This is a genomic window from Prevotella sp. OH937_COT-195 (assembly GCF_003932845.1).
Classification (GTDB): Bacteria; Bacteroidota; Bacteroidia; order Bacteroidales; family Bacteroidaceae; genus Prevotella.
Genome location: NZ_RQZH01000026.1, coordinates 23,639 through 39,056, shown reverse-complemented (window position 1 = coordinate 39,056; position 15,418 = coordinate 23,639). Strand labels below are relative to the sequence as shown.

Below are 15,418 nucleotides of genomic sequence, written 5' to 3'. Positions count from 1 at the left end.
TCGAATAAATCCCTCGTTGGGCTCGGATTTGAAGCCCGACGAGGGGTAAAGGGGGAGTATATTCTTCTCGAAAAGAACTCTAATCATTCCTTTGAAGCATTCTGATAGGGCTCCTCTTAGGGAGCATTTAATTATTCAAAGGTCTCAATAAGTGGGTGTAAAGGTAGCCATTTTTGTAAGAAACTTGTATTGGAATTGGGAATGGCCTGACGTAGTATACAATCATGCGTATAAACGTTGATGGCTGAAACCCCATATATGTTTTCAACTTGTCAACGTCGGTACTTGACAACAGTCCCAATACTATTCTTTGCAGAATTATAAGGAGTAGATTCTGCAAAGTGGTGAGTGCAGCCAGTAAGAGTCCATCTGAAAACAAGTGCAAATTGGGTGCGACTTTGAAATGCATTAAAAAGAAAAAACCCTGTAAGTCGTTGACCTACAGGATTCTTTCTTGCGCGCTCCAGGATGGGCTTGAACCAACGACCCCCTGATTAACAGTCAGGTGCTCTAACCAACTGAGCTACTGAAGCAATAATCTGTGCATTGTTTCAATGCGGATGCAAAGGTAGAAAGTTTTTTGTTAACGTGCAAGTTTTTCCGCGTTTTTTTTGCTTCCAAGACAAAAAAGAATTAAAAATAATGTAAAACGGAGTTGTTTCACATTATAATAATGTAACTTTGTGGCATGTATTTACACTCGTTCCCCGAACATTATATTATTATATGAAGATGAATATATACAGACCATTACGCTGTTTAAGGGTGACAGCATTTGCGTTGTCGCTCCTGCTTTCTGCCGCCGGCATGGCACAAGAAGGCAAAGACCACAATTTCCAAGTGGCAAAGAACATTGACATTTTCAATGCCATATACCGCAATCTCGACATGATGTACGTCGATTCGCTCAATGCCGACGAGGTAATCGGCACGGGAGTCAATGCAATGCTGCGCTCGCTCGACCCATACACCGTATATTATCCGGCATCGGAAGTGAAAGACTTGAAGATGATGATAACGGGAAAATATGCGGGCATAGGGGCATTGGTACGATATAACGCACGACTGAAGCGGGTGGTGATAGACGAGCCTTACGCCAACACCCCAGCCGCAGAAGCCGGACTGAAAAAGGGAGACGTGATATTGAGCATCGACGACTCGGTAACGACAAACAAGGACGTGGCATACGTAAGTAGCCATTTGCGAGGCGACCCCGGCACCACATTCGCATTGAAGATACTGCGCCCAAGCAGCGGAAAGACACTCACCAAGAAGATGACGCGCCGCCCGATACAGATGCCGGCAATACCATATTACGGGATTGTGGAAGGAAACACAGGGTATATAAACCTGAACAGTTTCACGGAGGGATGCTCGAAAGAGATGCGCAGAGCATTCGTTGATCTGCGCGAGCGGGGCATTGGCAGCCTGCTGATAGACCTAAGAGGCAACGGCGGCGGCTCGCTCGACGAGGCGGTAAAAATCGTCAACATGTTCGTGCCGAAGAACATAATGCTGGTAACGACGAAAGGAAAACTGACAAGGGCTAACCGTGAGTATCGAACCACCACGGAACCGATTGACACCGACATCCCGATAGTGGTACTCGTAAACGGTGAGACGGCATCGGCAAGCGAGATAACCGCCGGCTCGCTGCAAGACCTCGACCGTGCGGTGGTTCTCGGCACACGCACTTACGGCAAGGGACTGGTGCAGACACCGTTGGAATTGCCGTACAACGCCAATCTGAAAATCACGACAGGCAAATATTTCATACCCAGCGGGCGATGCATTCAGGCAATAAACTACAAACACTCGCGCGGAGGATACACCGAGCACATCGCCGACTCGCTCACCAAGGTATTCCATACCTCGGGAGGAAGGGAAGTGCGCGACGGAGGCGGTATCAAACCCGACGTGGAGGTTCTGCCGGACTCGCTGCCGAACATAGCATTCTACCTCGGCGCAACAGGGCGCGACACCACGGAGGTAATGTTCGACTACGAACTCGACTATATTGCCGCACACCCGACGATAGCACCGGCAAGAGAGTTTGACCTGAGCGACGATGACTACGAGGAGTTCAAACGGCGCGTCATTGCAAGCGGTTTCTCATACGACCCGGAAACAGGGAAAGTACTGAAATCGCTAAAGAAACTGGCTCAATTCGAGGGATACTACAACGGAGCAAAAGCGGAGTTCGAAGCACTTGAAGCAAAACTGAAGCACGACATCGGGCACGACCTCGACCGCAACAAAGAGGTGCTCAAGAGCATGATGCGGGCAGACATCGTGGCGGCATATTATTTCCAATCGGGAGCGATAGAAAACTCCATAGGCTCGGACAAGCAGATAAAAGAAGCAGTGGCTTTGCTGCGTGATGCCGAAAGGTATGACAAAATTCTCGGCAAGAGAGGAAAGCAGACCGCACAGGCAGCATTTACCGCGACAAACCAGCGGTAAAACCGAGAAAGAATGACAGGTGTATAAAGAACTGGCGGCAACATACCGATAAACAATTCCGCCTATTTTACTCGATAAATTCGCCGAAATTGTTTACCAGAACCGCCGATTTTGCATTACAAAATCAGCGGTTTTGATTTCTCGTCGGTCACAGTCTGCCATCGGGAAACAAACGAACGGCACCATATTCGATGCCTTGTAATTGTAAAGTCCGCACCGATACCGGCACGGACTTTTACAATTCATGTTCGAATCACAATTCAGAAAACTCTCTTGGTTTTCACCACAGAGCCGTCCTTGTACTGCGTAACCACTACGTTCATGCCCTTGAAAGGCTCGTTGCCTTCAAGACCCAGAGAACTGAAATATGAAATCTTGACAACCTCGCCCGTTTCCGGCAAAGTCTCCACCCCGGTTGTCATGCCTTCGTAAGGGTTATATCCACCGTTCGCTTTTCCGCGGTAGTCATATACGTTCCAGTTCGCTTTTTTTGCATATTGCACATCGGTGTCGGTACATTTATTACCTTCGTTTTCGTTCTTTGTGTCTATAATAAAGACCGATCCTTTTTTGTCTGCCTCACGCACGGGCAGTTTCTTGCAAAGCGCAGTCATCGCCTCGCCTTCCAACCGGTTGCCGAAGCAATACACCGATGACAACTGCGGACTCTCGGGCAGTATCAACGATGTGATTGCATTGTTCTCGCACGACAACAATCCAAGTTTCGTCAGTGCGGAGAGATCGAGCACGGAGAGATTGTTCCCGTTGCAATACAGAGTGCTTATATTGGTGTTCCCCGAAAGATCTATATTCTTTATTTTGTTGTTTCCGAAAGCAAATGCTTCGAGTTTGGTGCATGCCGACACGTCAAGATTCTCGATACCGTTGTCCGAAACGAACAACACCGCGAGTTCCTTGTTTTCCGCGAGTGACAGTTGCGATAGTTTGTTGTTGTTTAGTGAAACGTTGGTAAGCATGGTGCTTGCCGAAAGGTCGATACTGCCGATTTGGTTCTTGTATGCAAGTAAATCGGTAAGTTTAGTGTTGCTCACCAAATTCAGTTCCGACAAAGAGTTGTCCGAGCAGTCGAGTATCTTCAAATTCGGCATACCGGAAACGTTGAGAGCCGTGAGCGAGACACCTCTGCAGGTGAGTTTGTCGAGGTCTCCGTATATGCTTATCGTCTTATTTTTTATCGGTATTCGAACCTGTGCATCGAATATGTTTTGCTCCTCGCCGTAGTCATAAAGGTCGTTTCCGTTAAGGTCTATCCACAACCTTTTACGGTTTTCCTCGCCCGCGTTGAACACAAATGCCCACTCGCTGCCTTCCGTCATCGATGATGTCATCGTAGTCTTGGGCAGTGTCGTTACATACAAACTATGGTCGGAGCCTTCATAATCTTCCTGCCCCGTGAAATATTTTACGTTCCAGTTCTTTCCCTTTGCCTGAATTACCGTTGTTTTGAGAATCTCATTCACTTCCGGTTTGTCGGGACTGTTCAACACGAAAAGCACGCCGGCATTCTGCATTCCTGAACGATCTGCCAGTCCGTCTACGATACTCTGCATGGCCGGCGCTTCGAGTTTGCAACCATAGATACTCAATTTCTTCAAGCTCTTGTTTGTCGAAAAATCAACAGAAGTAAGTTCCTCGGTGTATGTACACTCCAATTCTTTGATTACGTTGTTGTTCTGGAGGTGTATGTCCTTTATGTTGTTGAAACTGCACGAAAGTTTCGTCACCGGACCGTATATTTTCAGATTGTTGGTGGTACGCGGTCTTCTGTATGTAGCCCAGTCCCACAATCCGATGCCCTCGTCGGCGTCTCTTGTGCCGTTGTTGTTCAAATCCACCCATACCAAGTTGTCGTCCTCGTTTTTCTCGACACCTATGACGATTTGCCATTCTCCGGTATTCCGCGAGGAAACTATCTCCACAAATTGTTCCGTTTGCGCATCTGCTGCGTTTGCAAACAATGCCGTTGAAGCGGCTGCAATAAGTAATACTTTTTAAAATCTATCATTTAGGTCTAAGTAATTGGCTATGAACAGCCTTTTGAGTTATGATTTTCAGCAGGTAATGATTTAGCGACCTATCTTCTGCAATGACACACAACGCTTTGCATAACTCGAATAACCTATTGCATAGGTAACATTATCTACGGAGAAAGACGAAACTTTCTCCGTTTTTCTTTTCTAATAGTTGTCTGTTCAGACAACAGTTTTCATTCTTTTCGTCTTATTCCTAACGATTATGGCAGTCTTTCTTGTGAAGGCTGCCTTTCATTTTTTCGCTCTGTCCTCTGCTGTGTTCCTCTCCACGTTCCATTCTATGTATTCGCATCGGGATCGGTTGTTCGTTGTCAGCGGCAAAGGTAGTTCTGGGCTTTCACGGACAAAAAAGGTCGGGGCGGCAAGCCGTTTAGACGACAATCTCCACACTTCCATTTCATTGCAGGTAGTATTTTCGCCGTAAAACCTTGTTTGTCCTAAGCCCTACCTTTTTTACGCCACTGAAACGAAAACGACCGACCCGACGGAAAAACGCATAAAATCAAAAAATCAGACAAGATGAAACTGAGATACAGAATATCAATTTGGGTGGCTATTGCACTCGCAGGCTCTCTCCTTTGCGGTGGAAGCGTCTGGCTTTGGCTGGCAGGGTTATGTGCAGGGAAATTCCTCATTCGGCTACTCCTTACCATCACTTTGGCAATCGCAGTGTACATCTTGGCTTATGCCCTCATCATCGGGACAATACTTTGGATACTCATTTCTTAAACAGACAGATATATGAAAAGAAGAAGCAAGACAATCGCACAGCAATGCAGATACTACGAAGTGGACAACATCTTCGAGTATATGGTATCGGTTTACCTAAACGGGAACATATCCGCCTTTGGGGAACTATACAAGGAACTCAATCGGAAAGACAAAAAGGAGTTTATACTTTATCTCTTTTCAGAAGTAGAACCTATCCATATCCAAGAAATCATTTTAGCAACCATCTAAATATAGGAATTATGGAAACATTCAGATTTTACCAAGACAGAAAGGTCACTTGTTGGGAACGCACCCACTTTGAAGTAACAGCCGAGAATTACGAGGAAGCCGTTGCTCTTGTCAAGTCGTGGCAAGGTGAGGACGTTCTCTGTTTTGAGGACAACGAGAAAGTCATCATTACGGACGGAGAAACATTATATGACACCTCCGAAAGTCTATCCGTAGAGGAAAATGGAGGACAGCCGACTATCGAGGTCTTTGCGGACAATGGAGAAGACATCATCAATAACAAACCCGATAACACTGAACTGATATGAGGACGGAAACAAGAACATACGAGGTATATAACCTCCACGAACTGACCAAAGAGGCACAAGCGAAAGCACACAGCCATTGGGCGGAACATTACGACTATGCTTGGGACAAAGAAAACCGAAAGACATTGCAAGCCTTTGAACAGATATTCAATATCAAGGTGGACAGATGGTCATACGATAGTTGCACCTATTACTATCGTTGTACTTCTCATTACAGCGAGGAGGAAGACAATCTAAAAGGAATAAGACTTCTGAAATATCTTTTCAATAACTATTGGAACGACTTGTATCTACCTAAGACCATTTGGGGACACAATTACAAGACAAAACGCAAGAGCCATGTATTTGTTTCGGACGATTGTGTACTGACGGGCTACTATATGGATTATGAGATATTGAAGCCCATATACGACTTTTTGAAAGCCCCTGATGACACCACACTTTACGAACTTATGGACAGGTGTTTGAACGGCTTTTTCAAGGCTTGTAGGGACGATATGGAATATCAACTCAGCGAAGAAGCCTTTGCCGAGCGTTGCGAAGCAAACAACTACGAATTTCTATCCAACGGAACATTATTCAACTGATTAAAACATTAACCACAATGAAAGGTACAGAACATTTTAAGGACGTTATCCAAAACTATTTGGAAACGAGAGCATCATACGATGAACTCTTTGCAGAGAGTTTCCGCAAGGAAAACAAGAACATAGACGAGTGCATTACCTACATCCTGACGGAAGTCCAAAGAATGGGGTGTGCAGGTCTGTCCGATGAGGAAGTATATTCCCTTGCCGTGCATTATTACGACGAGGATAACATCGAGGTGGGCAAGTCCATCAACTGCCAAGTCGTGGTAAACCATACTATCGAACTTACAGAGGAGGAAAAAGCAGAAGCACGGAAAAAGGCTATCGAGCGATACCAAGCGGAGGAGTACCGCAAACTGACCGCCAAGAAACCAAAAGCGGAGAAGCAGGTGGAACAGCAGATAGCACAACCCTCACTATTCGAGTTTTAACCCTTAAACAACAAAAGGAAATGGAAGCAAAGGATTTGAACGAAGCACGCATCTATGTAGGCACTTATGGCAAGTACAACAACGGCTCATTGCAGGGCGAATGGGTGGAACTTTCGGATTTCTACGATTTGGACGGCTTTATGGAGCGTTGTTCCGAGATACACGAGGACGAGGAAGAACCCGAATATATGTTCCAAGCGTGGGAGGAAATACCTGATGGTCTGATAGACGAAGGGCATTTGGATGAAAATTTCTTTGAACTTCGGGACGAGTTGGACAGACTGAACGACACAGAGAAAGAAGCCTTTTTGGTGTGGGCAGACGGCAACAACGCCCAACTCACACAAGACGCATACAGCCTTGTAAAATCTTTCCAATCCGACTACATCGGAAATTATGCAAGCAAGGAAGATTTTGCGGAGGAACTTGCGAAAATGGAGAATGAATTATCCGATTTTGCATTGAGTTACTTCGACTTCTCCAAATATGCCGATGACCTTTTCGACACGGACTTTTGGTATAAGGACGGCTATGTATTTCACAACAACTGATTAAGGAGGACAGATTATGAAACCGAGAAACAGATTTGAGAAGGCAGTACTTGCCGAGAGCAAAAAACTGCGACCGATAAGCAAGACACAATGTAAGTGGGCATTCCGTGAGTGCATAGACCACTTCGCCTATCGACTGCCCAAAGGTCGCACAACGTGTATGGATTGTGGGCATAGTTGGACAATGGAGAACCCAACCGAACATTGCACTTGCCCTCATTGTAGAGCAAAGTTGCAAGTCCGAACGACTTTTGAACGTAAGATAAGGCAGAAGCAATACTTTACGATACTTACCACTTGTGGAGAGTACCAAGTACTAAGAATGTGCCTCCTTTCCGCAGAAATGGAGAAAGGATGCAAAGCAACGTCCTGCGTTATTGAAATTGGTCAATATTGGTGGAACGCACAAAGACGAAAGACGATTGTTGCCATTCAGAGAGTATTGGGCAAATACATCGACACCTTTTCCTATTGCTCGCCTATGGCTGTCAGAAATGACAACGAAGCCTACCGCCATATATCGTACTCCCCAATACATCCAAAGTTCAAGGTTATGGATGTTCTTCGTAGAAATGGTTTTAAGGATGATTTTCACGACATCGCTCCGACCGTTCTCATTCCTGCCCTGCTGTCCGACAGCCGTGCGGAAACATTGATGAAAGCAGGCAGAATCGAACATCTGAAATACTTTCTTGACTATTCGAGGGCATTTGACGCTTGTTGGCAATCCTATAAAGTAGCCACTCGCAACGGCTATGACATAGAGGACATTTCGATATGGTGCGACTATGTGGATATGCTCCGAAGATTGGGCAAGGACATACACAACCCAAAGTATGTTTGCCCCACCGACCTGCATAGGGAACACGACCGCAGACAAAACGAACTTCGCAAACAGAGAGAAAAGGAGGAAATAGAGAGGAAACGCAAAAAGGCGATGGAGGACGAGAAGCGTTTTCAAGAACTCAAATCCAAGTTCTTCGGTATCTATTTCACGGACGGCACAATCCAAGTCCACGTATTGGAGAGTGTGCAGGAACATTTGTTCTCCAACGAGTACTACCTCAAAGAAAACTCGCTGATACTTTCGGCAACCATTGAGGGCAGACGGATAGAAACGATTGAAGTCAATTTGGACACGCTCAAAGTGGTACAAAGTCGTGGTGTGTGCAACAAGAACACGGAGTATCACGAGCAGATAGTGAGTCTTGTCAATGCCAACCGCAAACTGATAAGGCAGAGAATGAGAGCAACAGCATAAGCAACAATCACCAAAACATCACAGATATGAAAGCAGAAATAGAAAGCATCATATGCAATTGGGCGGACGAGATACCCCATATCCTTATAAGAGTACTCAATGCCATTACTCTATCCGCCAATGAAGAGGAACTAAGGGTCGCCGTCAAGCGGATAGCCGAAGAAACAGAACTTGACAAATTCTTTGCATACGGCTATGGCGCACACCATTTTTGGCTTACCCACCGCAGGTTATCCAATGGAGAGCCAAAGGAATACAGATTATTAAAGGTTGAATTTTGAGAATATGAAGAAGAGAATTTACAGAGTACGGACACAATACATCTTCGAGGGAGTTTTTGAGGTGGTTGGCGAGAGCAGAGAAGAAGCACGACAAAAAGTCATTCAGGATTGCGGAATGGTAATGGGCGGAAACATTCAAAGCACCCTTCCCGATGAGGAAATTAATTGGGCTTTCTCCACCCAGCCCGAAGTAAGGACGGGACAGATAACCGTTCAAGAAGAACAGACTAAGTAATGCGGTCGGCAAATTTGCCGACCGCTCCTTTCTTTCATGAGCCTAAGCGGATAAAGAAAGGAGCAAAGAAACCCCAATGAAAAACACCTCGTTAGACACTGTCCACAAAATTGTGTAAATGAAAAACTACAGGAAGAAGATTCTTGTAGTTTTTTCTTTTCAAACCCCTCGTTTTTTTTGGGGGGGGGAGGGGATTCGAAAAGAAAAAACAAGATTAGCGATTAATATAAAAACGATTAATGTTGTAAACATTTAATTTTATGGACATTCCCAAAGATTTATTAAGCAAGGAGTTTCTGTCCCAATTTAAGACAGAAGAAGAGGTGAGCAAGTTTTTAACCGACTTGCACGCTCGTGTATTGGAACAAATGCTGGAAGGCGAGATGGATGCACATTTAGGCTACGAGAAACATTCCCCGGAAGGCAATAATAGCGGCAATTCCCGTAACGGCAAGTATCCCAAGAAGATACAGACACATTATGGAGAATCGGTCATAGACGTGCCTCGTGACCGTCAGGGAGAGTTTGAACCAACTGTTGTTCCGAAGCATCACAGTCGTGGTTTATCTATTGAGAAACTGGTTATATCCCTTTATGCCAAAGGGATGAGCGTTTCGGATATTGAAGAAGAAATGAAAGAGATTTACGGAATAACCCTTTCTACTTCAGCCATATCTATTATCACAAACAAAGTTACGCAGGCAGCCATAGAATGGCAGAGCCGCCCGTTGGAGAGTCAGTATCTGATAGTCTGGATGGATGGCATTGTATTCAAAGTCAGAGATCAAGGCAAAGTGGTTAATAAAACGGTTTATTTATGTGTAGGCTTGAACAGGGAAGGCATCAAGGAAGTGCTTGGCATGTGGATTGGCAGGAATGAAAGTTCATCTTACTGGACTGGTGTTCTAACAGACTTGAAAGCTCGTGGGGTAAATGATATTCTGATTACCGTAACCGATAATTTGAACGGGTTTACAGACTCGATAAAAGCCGTTTTCCCCGAAGCAACTACTCAAATCTGTGTTGTTCATCAGATACGTAACTCGTGCAGATACGTTGTCTGGAAAGAGAAGAAAGAATTTACCGGTGATTTGAAGAACATTTACAATGCTCCCACCAAAGAATCAGCAGCACTGAAACTGGATGCTTTTGAACAGAAATGGGGTGGAAAATATCCTTATGCCATTCGTTCCTGGCGAGTAAACTGGGATGAACTGACAGCTTTTTTTGACTTCCCGGTTGAAATCAGAAAGATTATCTACACGACAAATCTCATTGAGAATCTGAATGGTAAAATCAGAAAATACACCAAAAATAAACTTTCGTTTCCAAATGATGATGCCCTGAAAAAAGCTGTATATCTGGCTGTTTCTGAAATAGAGAAAAATGGACACAACCAATTTGGAATTGGGGCTTGATTTTTAATCAGTTTCTCACTATATTTGAAAACAGGATTCAAGTATAAAACCTGAATCCGGTAGTTTGACGTTTACACAAAATTTTGGATAGTACCCCTCGTTTACTTTTGACAGTGAGTTGAGACGGCTCAAAAGTAACAAAGAGCCATTCTAAATATTGTTCTATCTTCTAAAACCATATTTCTGTTCACGCTTTTCAAAAGCTAATCGTCCTCCTTCAAGAATATCACAGATATGTTCACGAATTCCCTGCGAAGATAAGATGAAGTCATCATCCTCATCCTTTAGTTTCGTATTTTCTAATGGCCCATTGATGTATTGGAACTTAATTCCACCAGCATTTTTATTATTTATCCCTTCTTGATTAGCAACTATTATATTCTCGGCATCTGCACTTACAACGACATTAGAGTTATGAGAAACCAAAATTATTTGTCGTTCCTTTTTTTTACCCTTGATATATGCAACTAAATCATTGTAGATGGCTCGATTATCCAAGCTGTCTTCTGGCTGGTCAATGAGTATAGGGCAATTTTTATCACTGAAATCTAATAACAGCTTTAGTATTACAAAAGCTTGCTTACCTTGTGACATCTCTTTGAATTTATCTTTTTGATATGATAAATTATAATCAAAATTATACCAATTCCGAGTAAAGAAATCCATAGCAACACTCTTTGGCTCATTCCAATTCTTAAGCACAACATCTTCAGAAAGAAGTTCCTTTAGAAAGTTTGAAATATGCGCCTTGTTAGTTTTATTGTACTCTTTTAACAATTCTTGTACATAATTTTGGCGACCATAGCCTCGTTGATTTAGTTTCTCCCAAAGAAAATCTTGCATTTCAGACTGGTGGAATTCAGTTGTAATACTAATGCGAAGACCATCATGAGAAATCTTTAAATTAGAGCAAATCTCGTCTGCTTTCTCTTTATAAGAACAATGAGCATCAACAACCGCTTGTAAGATTTCTGCTTGTCTACTTGTCATTTGCATCCATTGCTGCTCCAGTTTATTTATATCTGCAAGTTTTTGTTCTTCTTCTTTTATTTTATTGTCAATATCCCTTAATTCCTTATTATCTTCAATCGCACGTATCCCTTTCTTATAAACGTCTGTCTTCTCTATAGCTTGAATATCTGATATTATTTTTTCTTTTTCTGATTGAATCGTAACAATTAAGTCTTGAACTATTTCTTTCCATTGATTTTCAAACTTTTCTTTCAAGGCCTTAAAAAATGTCTCTATTGAATTTTGATTTGTTCCAAAATTGAGTTTAACAAATGGATATTTGTCTGTAAATGACGAAGCAAATGGTGGGTCATTGGATATAGCTGTTAATAGAGATAGGTCATTTTCTGCGGCAGAAATAAGTTTTCTCTTATTTTGTACCAGACGAACTTGCTCATCAAATGTCTTTTGCTCTTTATCAGAAAGAGCACTATTTTTCTGTAATTCTGAAGACTTATCCCTAAGCCTATTCAATTGTTCTTCAATACCCTTTTTGTTTCCCTTTTCTAACAAATCCCTTTTTATCGTGTTAGTATCTTCTTGAAATTTAACGAGAGAATAAATATTTTCTCTGATGCTTTTTGATATACTCTCTATTTCTGCGTCATAAGATTCCAGTAATTTTCCTTCCTCTTTATTTTTTATAATGCTCTTTATAAGTTTATTCCTTCGCTTGGGATCAAACGCAATCTCATACATATAGCTCTGTGGAAAGTACTCGATTTCGTGTTCAGCCGTTTCGCTTCCATCTTTCCACTTGACAGAAACACCTTTAAGATGTTTTCTTATATAGTCATCTTCTGCAACATCTGTGCTACCATGCTTTGCCGCAATAGCCTTTAGTAGTGAGGACTTTCCTGTAGAGCGCCCTCCTATAATTGTATTCAAATTAGAATTCAGAAAGATTTCTCCCTGCCAAAAGCCTTGTTCGTCTAATTTAATGCTATCAATAACCTTATAAATGTCTTTATCATCAGGCTTGCTAGTTTGGATTCTCACTCGTTCTTCTGGCTCAAACAAGATTTGCTTTAAGCCTTCAAAAGTGGTATTAGCTTTAATCCAAGTTTTACAATTTCCCAATCTATCCTTTAGCTCAATCTGGTCTGCAAAAGAATGGGCATCACTACAATCTAGTAGCAAATCATTTACACCTTGTTCATGTAGTTTTTCTTTTGACTTACTGTATGCTTCAATATTCTCGGCTGCGGTAAAAACTATATCAACATCATTAATGATGTTCTTTTTTTCTGCTATAGAATTATCGTTCCATTTGAAATCTTCCCATTCTGTTTTGCCAATAGCCGTAATAAATTTGCCATCAAATATCTGATTGGCATTTGATAAAGCATTTTTGATAACAGAAGTCTCAAGATTGAGATTATTGAATCCTTCTCTTAATGGATTTTCATAGTGTTTGCGTTCATCCTCTGGTACAGAGTTAATAATCCGTTCTCCTAAATCTTTTATACTATCCATTGAAATAACACCTCCCCACTGTTGAGCACAGTCTGGACTTAATGCATAATGTGCAGTAAGAGCATTTAGGAATTGTTGCTGAATTTGTTCAGGAGTTAGTTCGTTAGAAAAGATGATATGGTAATTTATTCTTTTAAACTTCTCATTTCCACAGAACTTTGATAGCCTAAACTCGACAACTGGTAGAATCAAATCTATATTTTGCAGTCTACCTTGCTCTTTATAATTAAGAACTTTACGATAACCCTCAATAAAAAGATAGTCATTGATGCCAAGAACTTTTATATCATCGGGAAGATTCTCTAAAGCATCTATATACTTTTCCCATATATCTTCATCAGGAGAACACTTATAATTATGCTCCAAAGAAAAAGGAGTATGGACATGTAAGTCCCAAATACGCCATTCCGATCCTCTGTTCATGATTTCCTATATTAAATTGTTCTTGCAAAGTTACTCATTCATAACAAGAAGGACGAATAAAACAGCAAGAAAACGCCCCTTGAGGAGCATAAAATGTCGCAAGAGGCGTATTTTAGTAATCAGGGTACATAAAACAGGGCAAACTCCACCTTTCGTCGTTTAACCAACCCTCTGAGGACTTTACCTTTGTATCTGCAGAAAGAGACAAATTCACGGTAGAAATTCCTGTCGCCCGACTCTATCTTCCGCAGTAATTGGCTCTTGGGATGTTTGCCGTATCCCAACAACCTGCTCGTCCCGACATTATAGGACAGGACGGCAAGCAGCAGGGCATCCTTGCCGTAGTCCTTGAATATCATCAAACGCTTTATCAGGTCTGCCCGAAGCAGAGAGTCCGCCTGCCGTTCCGTCATTGCCACCGTGAAGTGCTCTCCCTTTTGCAACTTATGACCATATCCGACATAGGGATAACAGTCCTTGCCGTGCAGTCCCTCGAAGAATTTTACGACAACCACGCCACGCTCAAAAGGTGGTAACGAGAGCAGGGCATTCCTACCTTCCTGAGCGGAAAGCCGTAAGCAGGAAAGGCAAACAAGGCAGAGCGATAAGACGACATGTTTACTTCTTAACCTCATCCTTCTTCTCCTTTTCCTCGTCCCTTTGGCTGTTGAATTCAAACGAGAGTTTTACCGTCTGTCCGAAATTATCCTCCACATACACGTCTATCGTCTGCTGGTCGGTGGAAGCAGAGGAGTAGTATAGCCTGAACTCTTCTATAGTGAGCGGATAGCGGTCATTGGGTTTGAAAACCGTACCGTTATCCATTTTTAGCGAGCCTTTGCCGGCAGGCTGGAAATAACGGATGGTGTAGCGTGTATCCTCAAACCGTCTCTGCCGTTTGAGTGTGCAGCGTATCTCCACCGTCTGCCCCTTGACAATGTGCTTCTGCACCGGCATCGTCTCTACCGTGAACGGGTACGCCTGCTGAATATCCAATTCGTGATTACAAGCAGATAGGCAAAACCCTGCGAGGGCAAGCACTCCCATTACCCAAATCGTATTCAATATTTTCTTCTTCATTGTTTATTATCGTTTTGTTGTTATACATTGTTTCCTGCATTCTTGGAAAGCAGAAACTCATTCAAATCCTTATGGTCGGCATACAGGGAGGAACAGTCGATGACCTTTTCCCCGAAGCAGTCGTGCAGCCTTTGAAAAGTCCTTCGCCCCGCCTCGTCATTGTCGAGATAGCATTCTATCTTTCGATAGCCGTCAAGCACTTTCAGTGCTTTCTCCACGTTGGAAACAGAATTAAGCACAAGCCAGTCCGAAGCGATGATACCGAGTTGCATAGCCGAGAGATAATCCATAAAGCCCTCGAATACGGCACACACGTCAGAGCCGTTACGCTTCAGTGAAATGTCTTTGGGCGGTATGCAGCCCTTGAAGAAGCGGTTGCGCAATTCCATTCCTCCGGCCTCGTTACGGACCCCGATGGCATAGTATCGTTTGCCATGCACACGGTATCGAACCTCCTCGCAGTTGGGTATGGAAACATGGGCATTGATACCCCGTTCTTTTAAGTAGCCCAGCAGTTTGGCGTCTTGCAACGGTCGCACCCAAATATCCTCAAAGACGGGTTCTTTCTCTGCTCTTATTTGTGGGCGTTCCATTATAGGTAGCGGACACGTCCCGCTCTTGGCGATGAATGCCGCCCGCAGGAGGAAATCCTCACTTCCGATAAACTCTCCTGCCAAGTCGAAGATGTCGCCCCCTTTGCCCGTCCCGAAATCAAACCAGACATTCTTGGCAGTATCGACTTTGAAAGAGGGCGTCCGCTCCGTGCGGTACGGAGCGGAATACCACAAAACATTTCCTTTCTGTTTGGTCGGCTGAATCCCCATTGCGTTCAGGAAGTCCGCAATCGGAATTTCTCTCATCTTCTCTACCTCCATC

Annotated in this window: 15 protein-coding genes, 1 tRNA gene and 1 pseudogene; 11 read left to right on the top strand and 6 right to left on the bottom strand. The window is 43.3% G+C overall.

The annotated features are described in order from the left end of the window. Positions 1-459: 459 nt before the first annotated feature. A tRNA-Asn gene (locus EII32_RS09640) sits at positions 460-533 on the bottom strand. Between the two features lie 199 nt (positions 534-732). Between EII32_RS09640 and EII32_RS09635 the strand changes: the two genes are divergently transcribed. Then, positions 733-2,463, top strand: a complete 1,731-nt coding sequence (locus tag EII32_RS09635; RefSeq protein ID WP_317125331.1) for a S41 family peptidase — start codon at positions 733-735, stop codon at positions 2,461-2,463. A gap of 260 nt (positions 2,464-2,723) precedes the next feature. On the opposite strand, the gene EII32_RS09630 is transcribed toward EII32_RS09635, so the two are convergent. Then, positions 2,724-4,403 (bottom strand): leucine-rich repeat domain-containing protein, encoded by a 1,680-nt coding sequence (locus EII32_RS09630; protein ID WP_158611172.1) that lies wholly within the window; start codon positions 4,401-4,403, stop codon positions 2,724-2,726. A gap of 633 nt (positions 4,404-5,036) precedes the next feature. On the opposite strand from EII32_RS09630, the gene EII32_RS09620 reads away from it, so the two are divergent. The 10 genes and pseudogenes from EII32_RS09620 to EII32_RS09575 all read left to right on the top strand — a co-directional run bounded on the left by EII32_RS09620 (position 5,037) and on the right by EII32_RS09575 (position 10,599). Further along, positions 5,037-5,246 carry a hypothetical protein gene (locus EII32_RS09620; protein WP_125235199.1) on the top strand — a complete coding sequence of 70 codons (210 nt, stop codon included), beginning with the start codon at positions 5,037-5,039 and terminating at the stop codon, positions 5,244-5,246. Positions 5,247-5,258: 12 nt separating this feature from the next. Continuing rightward, positions 5,259-5,477: a hypothetical protein gene (locus tag EII32_RS09615; RefSeq protein ID WP_125235198.1), complete on the top strand. Its 219-nt coding sequence runs from the start codon at positions 5,259-5,261 to the stop codon at positions 5,475-5,477. An 11-nt stretch (positions 5,478-5,488) separates the two neighbouring features. Further along, entirely contained in the window at positions 5,489-5,785 is a 297-nt protein-coding gene (locus EII32_RS09610; protein WP_125235197.1) for a hypothetical protein, read from the top strand. Then, the gene (locus tag EII32_RS09605) at positions 5,782-6,372 is read left to right on the top strand and encodes a hypothetical protein (RefSeq protein ID WP_125235196.1); all 591 of its coding nucleotides are present in this window, start codon (positions 5,782-5,784) and stop codon (positions 6,370-6,372) included. Before EII32_RS09610 ends, EII32_RS09605 begins: the two co-directional genes overlap by 4 nt. Before the next feature lie 17 nt (positions 6,373-6,389). Beyond that, on the top strand, positions 6,390-6,806 hold the full coding sequence (locus tag EII32_RS09600; protein WP_004365304.1) for a PcfK-like family protein: 417 nt from the start codon (positions 6,390-6,392) through the stop codon (positions 6,804-6,806). A 20-nt stretch (positions 6,807-6,826) separates the two neighbouring features. Then, positions 6,827-7,357 (top strand): antirestriction protein ArdA, encoded by a 531-nt coding sequence (locus EII32_RS09595; RefSeq protein ID WP_125235195.1) that lies wholly within the window; start codon positions 6,827-6,829, stop codon positions 7,355-7,357. A gap of 16 nt (positions 7,358-7,373) precedes the next feature. After that, entirely contained in the window at positions 7,374-8,618 is a 1,245-nt protein-coding gene (locus tag EII32_RS09590; RefSeq protein WP_125235194.1) for a PcfJ domain-containing protein, read from the top strand. Between the two features lie 26 nt (positions 8,619-8,644). Then, positions 8,645-8,899 (top strand): hypothetical protein, encoded by a 255-nt coding sequence (locus EII32_RS09585; RefSeq protein WP_125235193.1) that lies wholly within the window; start codon positions 8,645-8,647, stop codon positions 8,897-8,899. Between the two features lie 4 nt (positions 8,900-8,903). Then, positions 8,904-9,134 carry a hypothetical protein gene (locus tag EII32_RS09580; RefSeq protein WP_125235192.1) on the top strand — a complete coding sequence of 77 codons (231 nt, stop codon included), beginning with the start codon at positions 8,904-8,906 and terminating at the stop codon, positions 9,132-9,134. 260 nt (positions 9,135-9,394) lie between these two features. Further along, positions 9,395-10,599, top strand: a pseudogene (locus tag EII32_RS09575) (IS256 family transposase). 115 nt (positions 10,600-10,714) lie between these two features. Here the strand turns inward: EII32_RS09575 and EII32_RS09570 are convergent. The 4 genes from EII32_RS09570 to EII32_RS09555 form a co-directional block, all read right to left on the bottom strand. Then, entirely contained in the window at positions 10,715-13,462 is a 2,748-nt protein-coding gene (locus EII32_RS09570) for a TrlF family AAA-like ATPase (protein WP_125235191.1), read from the bottom strand. A gap of 119 nt (positions 13,463-13,581) precedes the next feature. Then, positions 13,582-14,097 (bottom strand): glycoside hydrolase family protein, encoded by a 516-nt coding sequence (locus EII32_RS09565; RefSeq protein WP_125235190.1) that lies wholly within the window; start codon positions 14,095-14,097, stop codon positions 13,582-13,584. Then, the gene (locus EII32_RS09560; RefSeq protein WP_125235189.1) at positions 14,081-14,542 is read right to left on the bottom strand and encodes a DUF3872 domain-containing protein; all 462 of its coding nucleotides are present in this window, start codon (positions 14,540-14,542) and stop codon (positions 14,081-14,083) included. The genes EII32_RS09565 and EII32_RS09560 overlap by 17 nt, the downstream gene beginning before the upstream one ends. Positions 14,543-14,562: 20 nt before the next feature. Continuing rightward, the gene (locus EII32_RS09555; RefSeq protein ID WP_125235204.1) at positions 14,563-15,417 is read right to left on the bottom strand and encodes a toprim domain-containing protein; all 855 of its coding nucleotides are present in this window, start codon (positions 15,415-15,417) and stop codon (positions 14,563-14,565) included. Between the last annotated feature and the right edge of the window lies 1 nt (position 15,418).

Coding starts and splice junctions, on each gene's coding strand:
- EII32_RS09565 (WP_125235190.1), bottom strand. CDS start 14,097: ATGAGGTTAAGAAGTAAACATGTCGTCTTATCGCTCTGCCTTGTTTGC.
- EII32_RS09595 (WP_125235195.1), top strand. CDS start 6,827: ATGGAAGCAAAGGATTTGAACGAAGCACGCATCTATGTAGGCACTTAT.
- EII32_RS09560 (WP_125235189.1), bottom strand. CDS start 14,542: ATGAAGAAGAAAATATTGAATACGATTTGGGTAATGGGAGTGCTTGCC.
- EII32_RS09585 (WP_125235193.1), top strand. CDS start 8,645: ATGAAAGCAGAAATAGAAAGCATCATATGCAATTGGGCGGACGAGATA.
- EII32_RS09570 (WP_125235191.1), bottom strand. CDS start 13,462: ATGAACAGAGGATCGGAATGGCGTATTTGGGACTTACATGTCCATACT.
- EII32_RS09605 (WP_125235196.1), top strand. CDS start 5,782: ATGAGGACGGAAACAAGAACATACGAGGTATATAACCTCCACGAACTG.
- EII32_RS09590 (WP_125235194.1), top strand. CDS start 7,374: ATGAAACCGAGAAACAGATTTGAGAAGGCAGTACTTGCCGAGAGCAAA.
- EII32_RS09615 (WP_125235198.1), top strand. CDS start 5,259: ATGAAAAGAAGAAGCAAGACAATCGCACAGCAATGCAGATACTACGAA.
- EII32_RS09620 (WP_125235199.1), top strand. CDS start 5,037: ATGAAACTGAGATACAGAATATCAATTTGGGTGGCTATTGCACTCGCA.
- EII32_RS09555 (WP_125235204.1), bottom strand. CDS start 15,417: ATGGAGGTAGAGAAGATGAGAGAAATTCCGATTGCGGACTTCCTGAAC.
- EII32_RS09600 (WP_004365304.1), top strand. CDS start 6,390: ATGAAAGGTACAGAACATTTTAAGGACGTTATCCAAAACTATTTGGAA.
- EII32_RS09635 (WP_317125331.1), top strand. CDS start 733: ATGAATATATACAGACCATTACGCTGTTTAAGGGTGACAGCATTTGCG.
- EII32_RS09610 (WP_125235197.1), top strand. CDS start 5,489: ATGGAAACATTCAGATTTTACCAAGACAGAAAGGTCACTTGTTGGGAA.
- EII32_RS09580 (WP_125235192.1), top strand. CDS start 8,904: ATGAAGAAGAGAATTTACAGAGTACGGACACAATACATCTTCGAGGGA.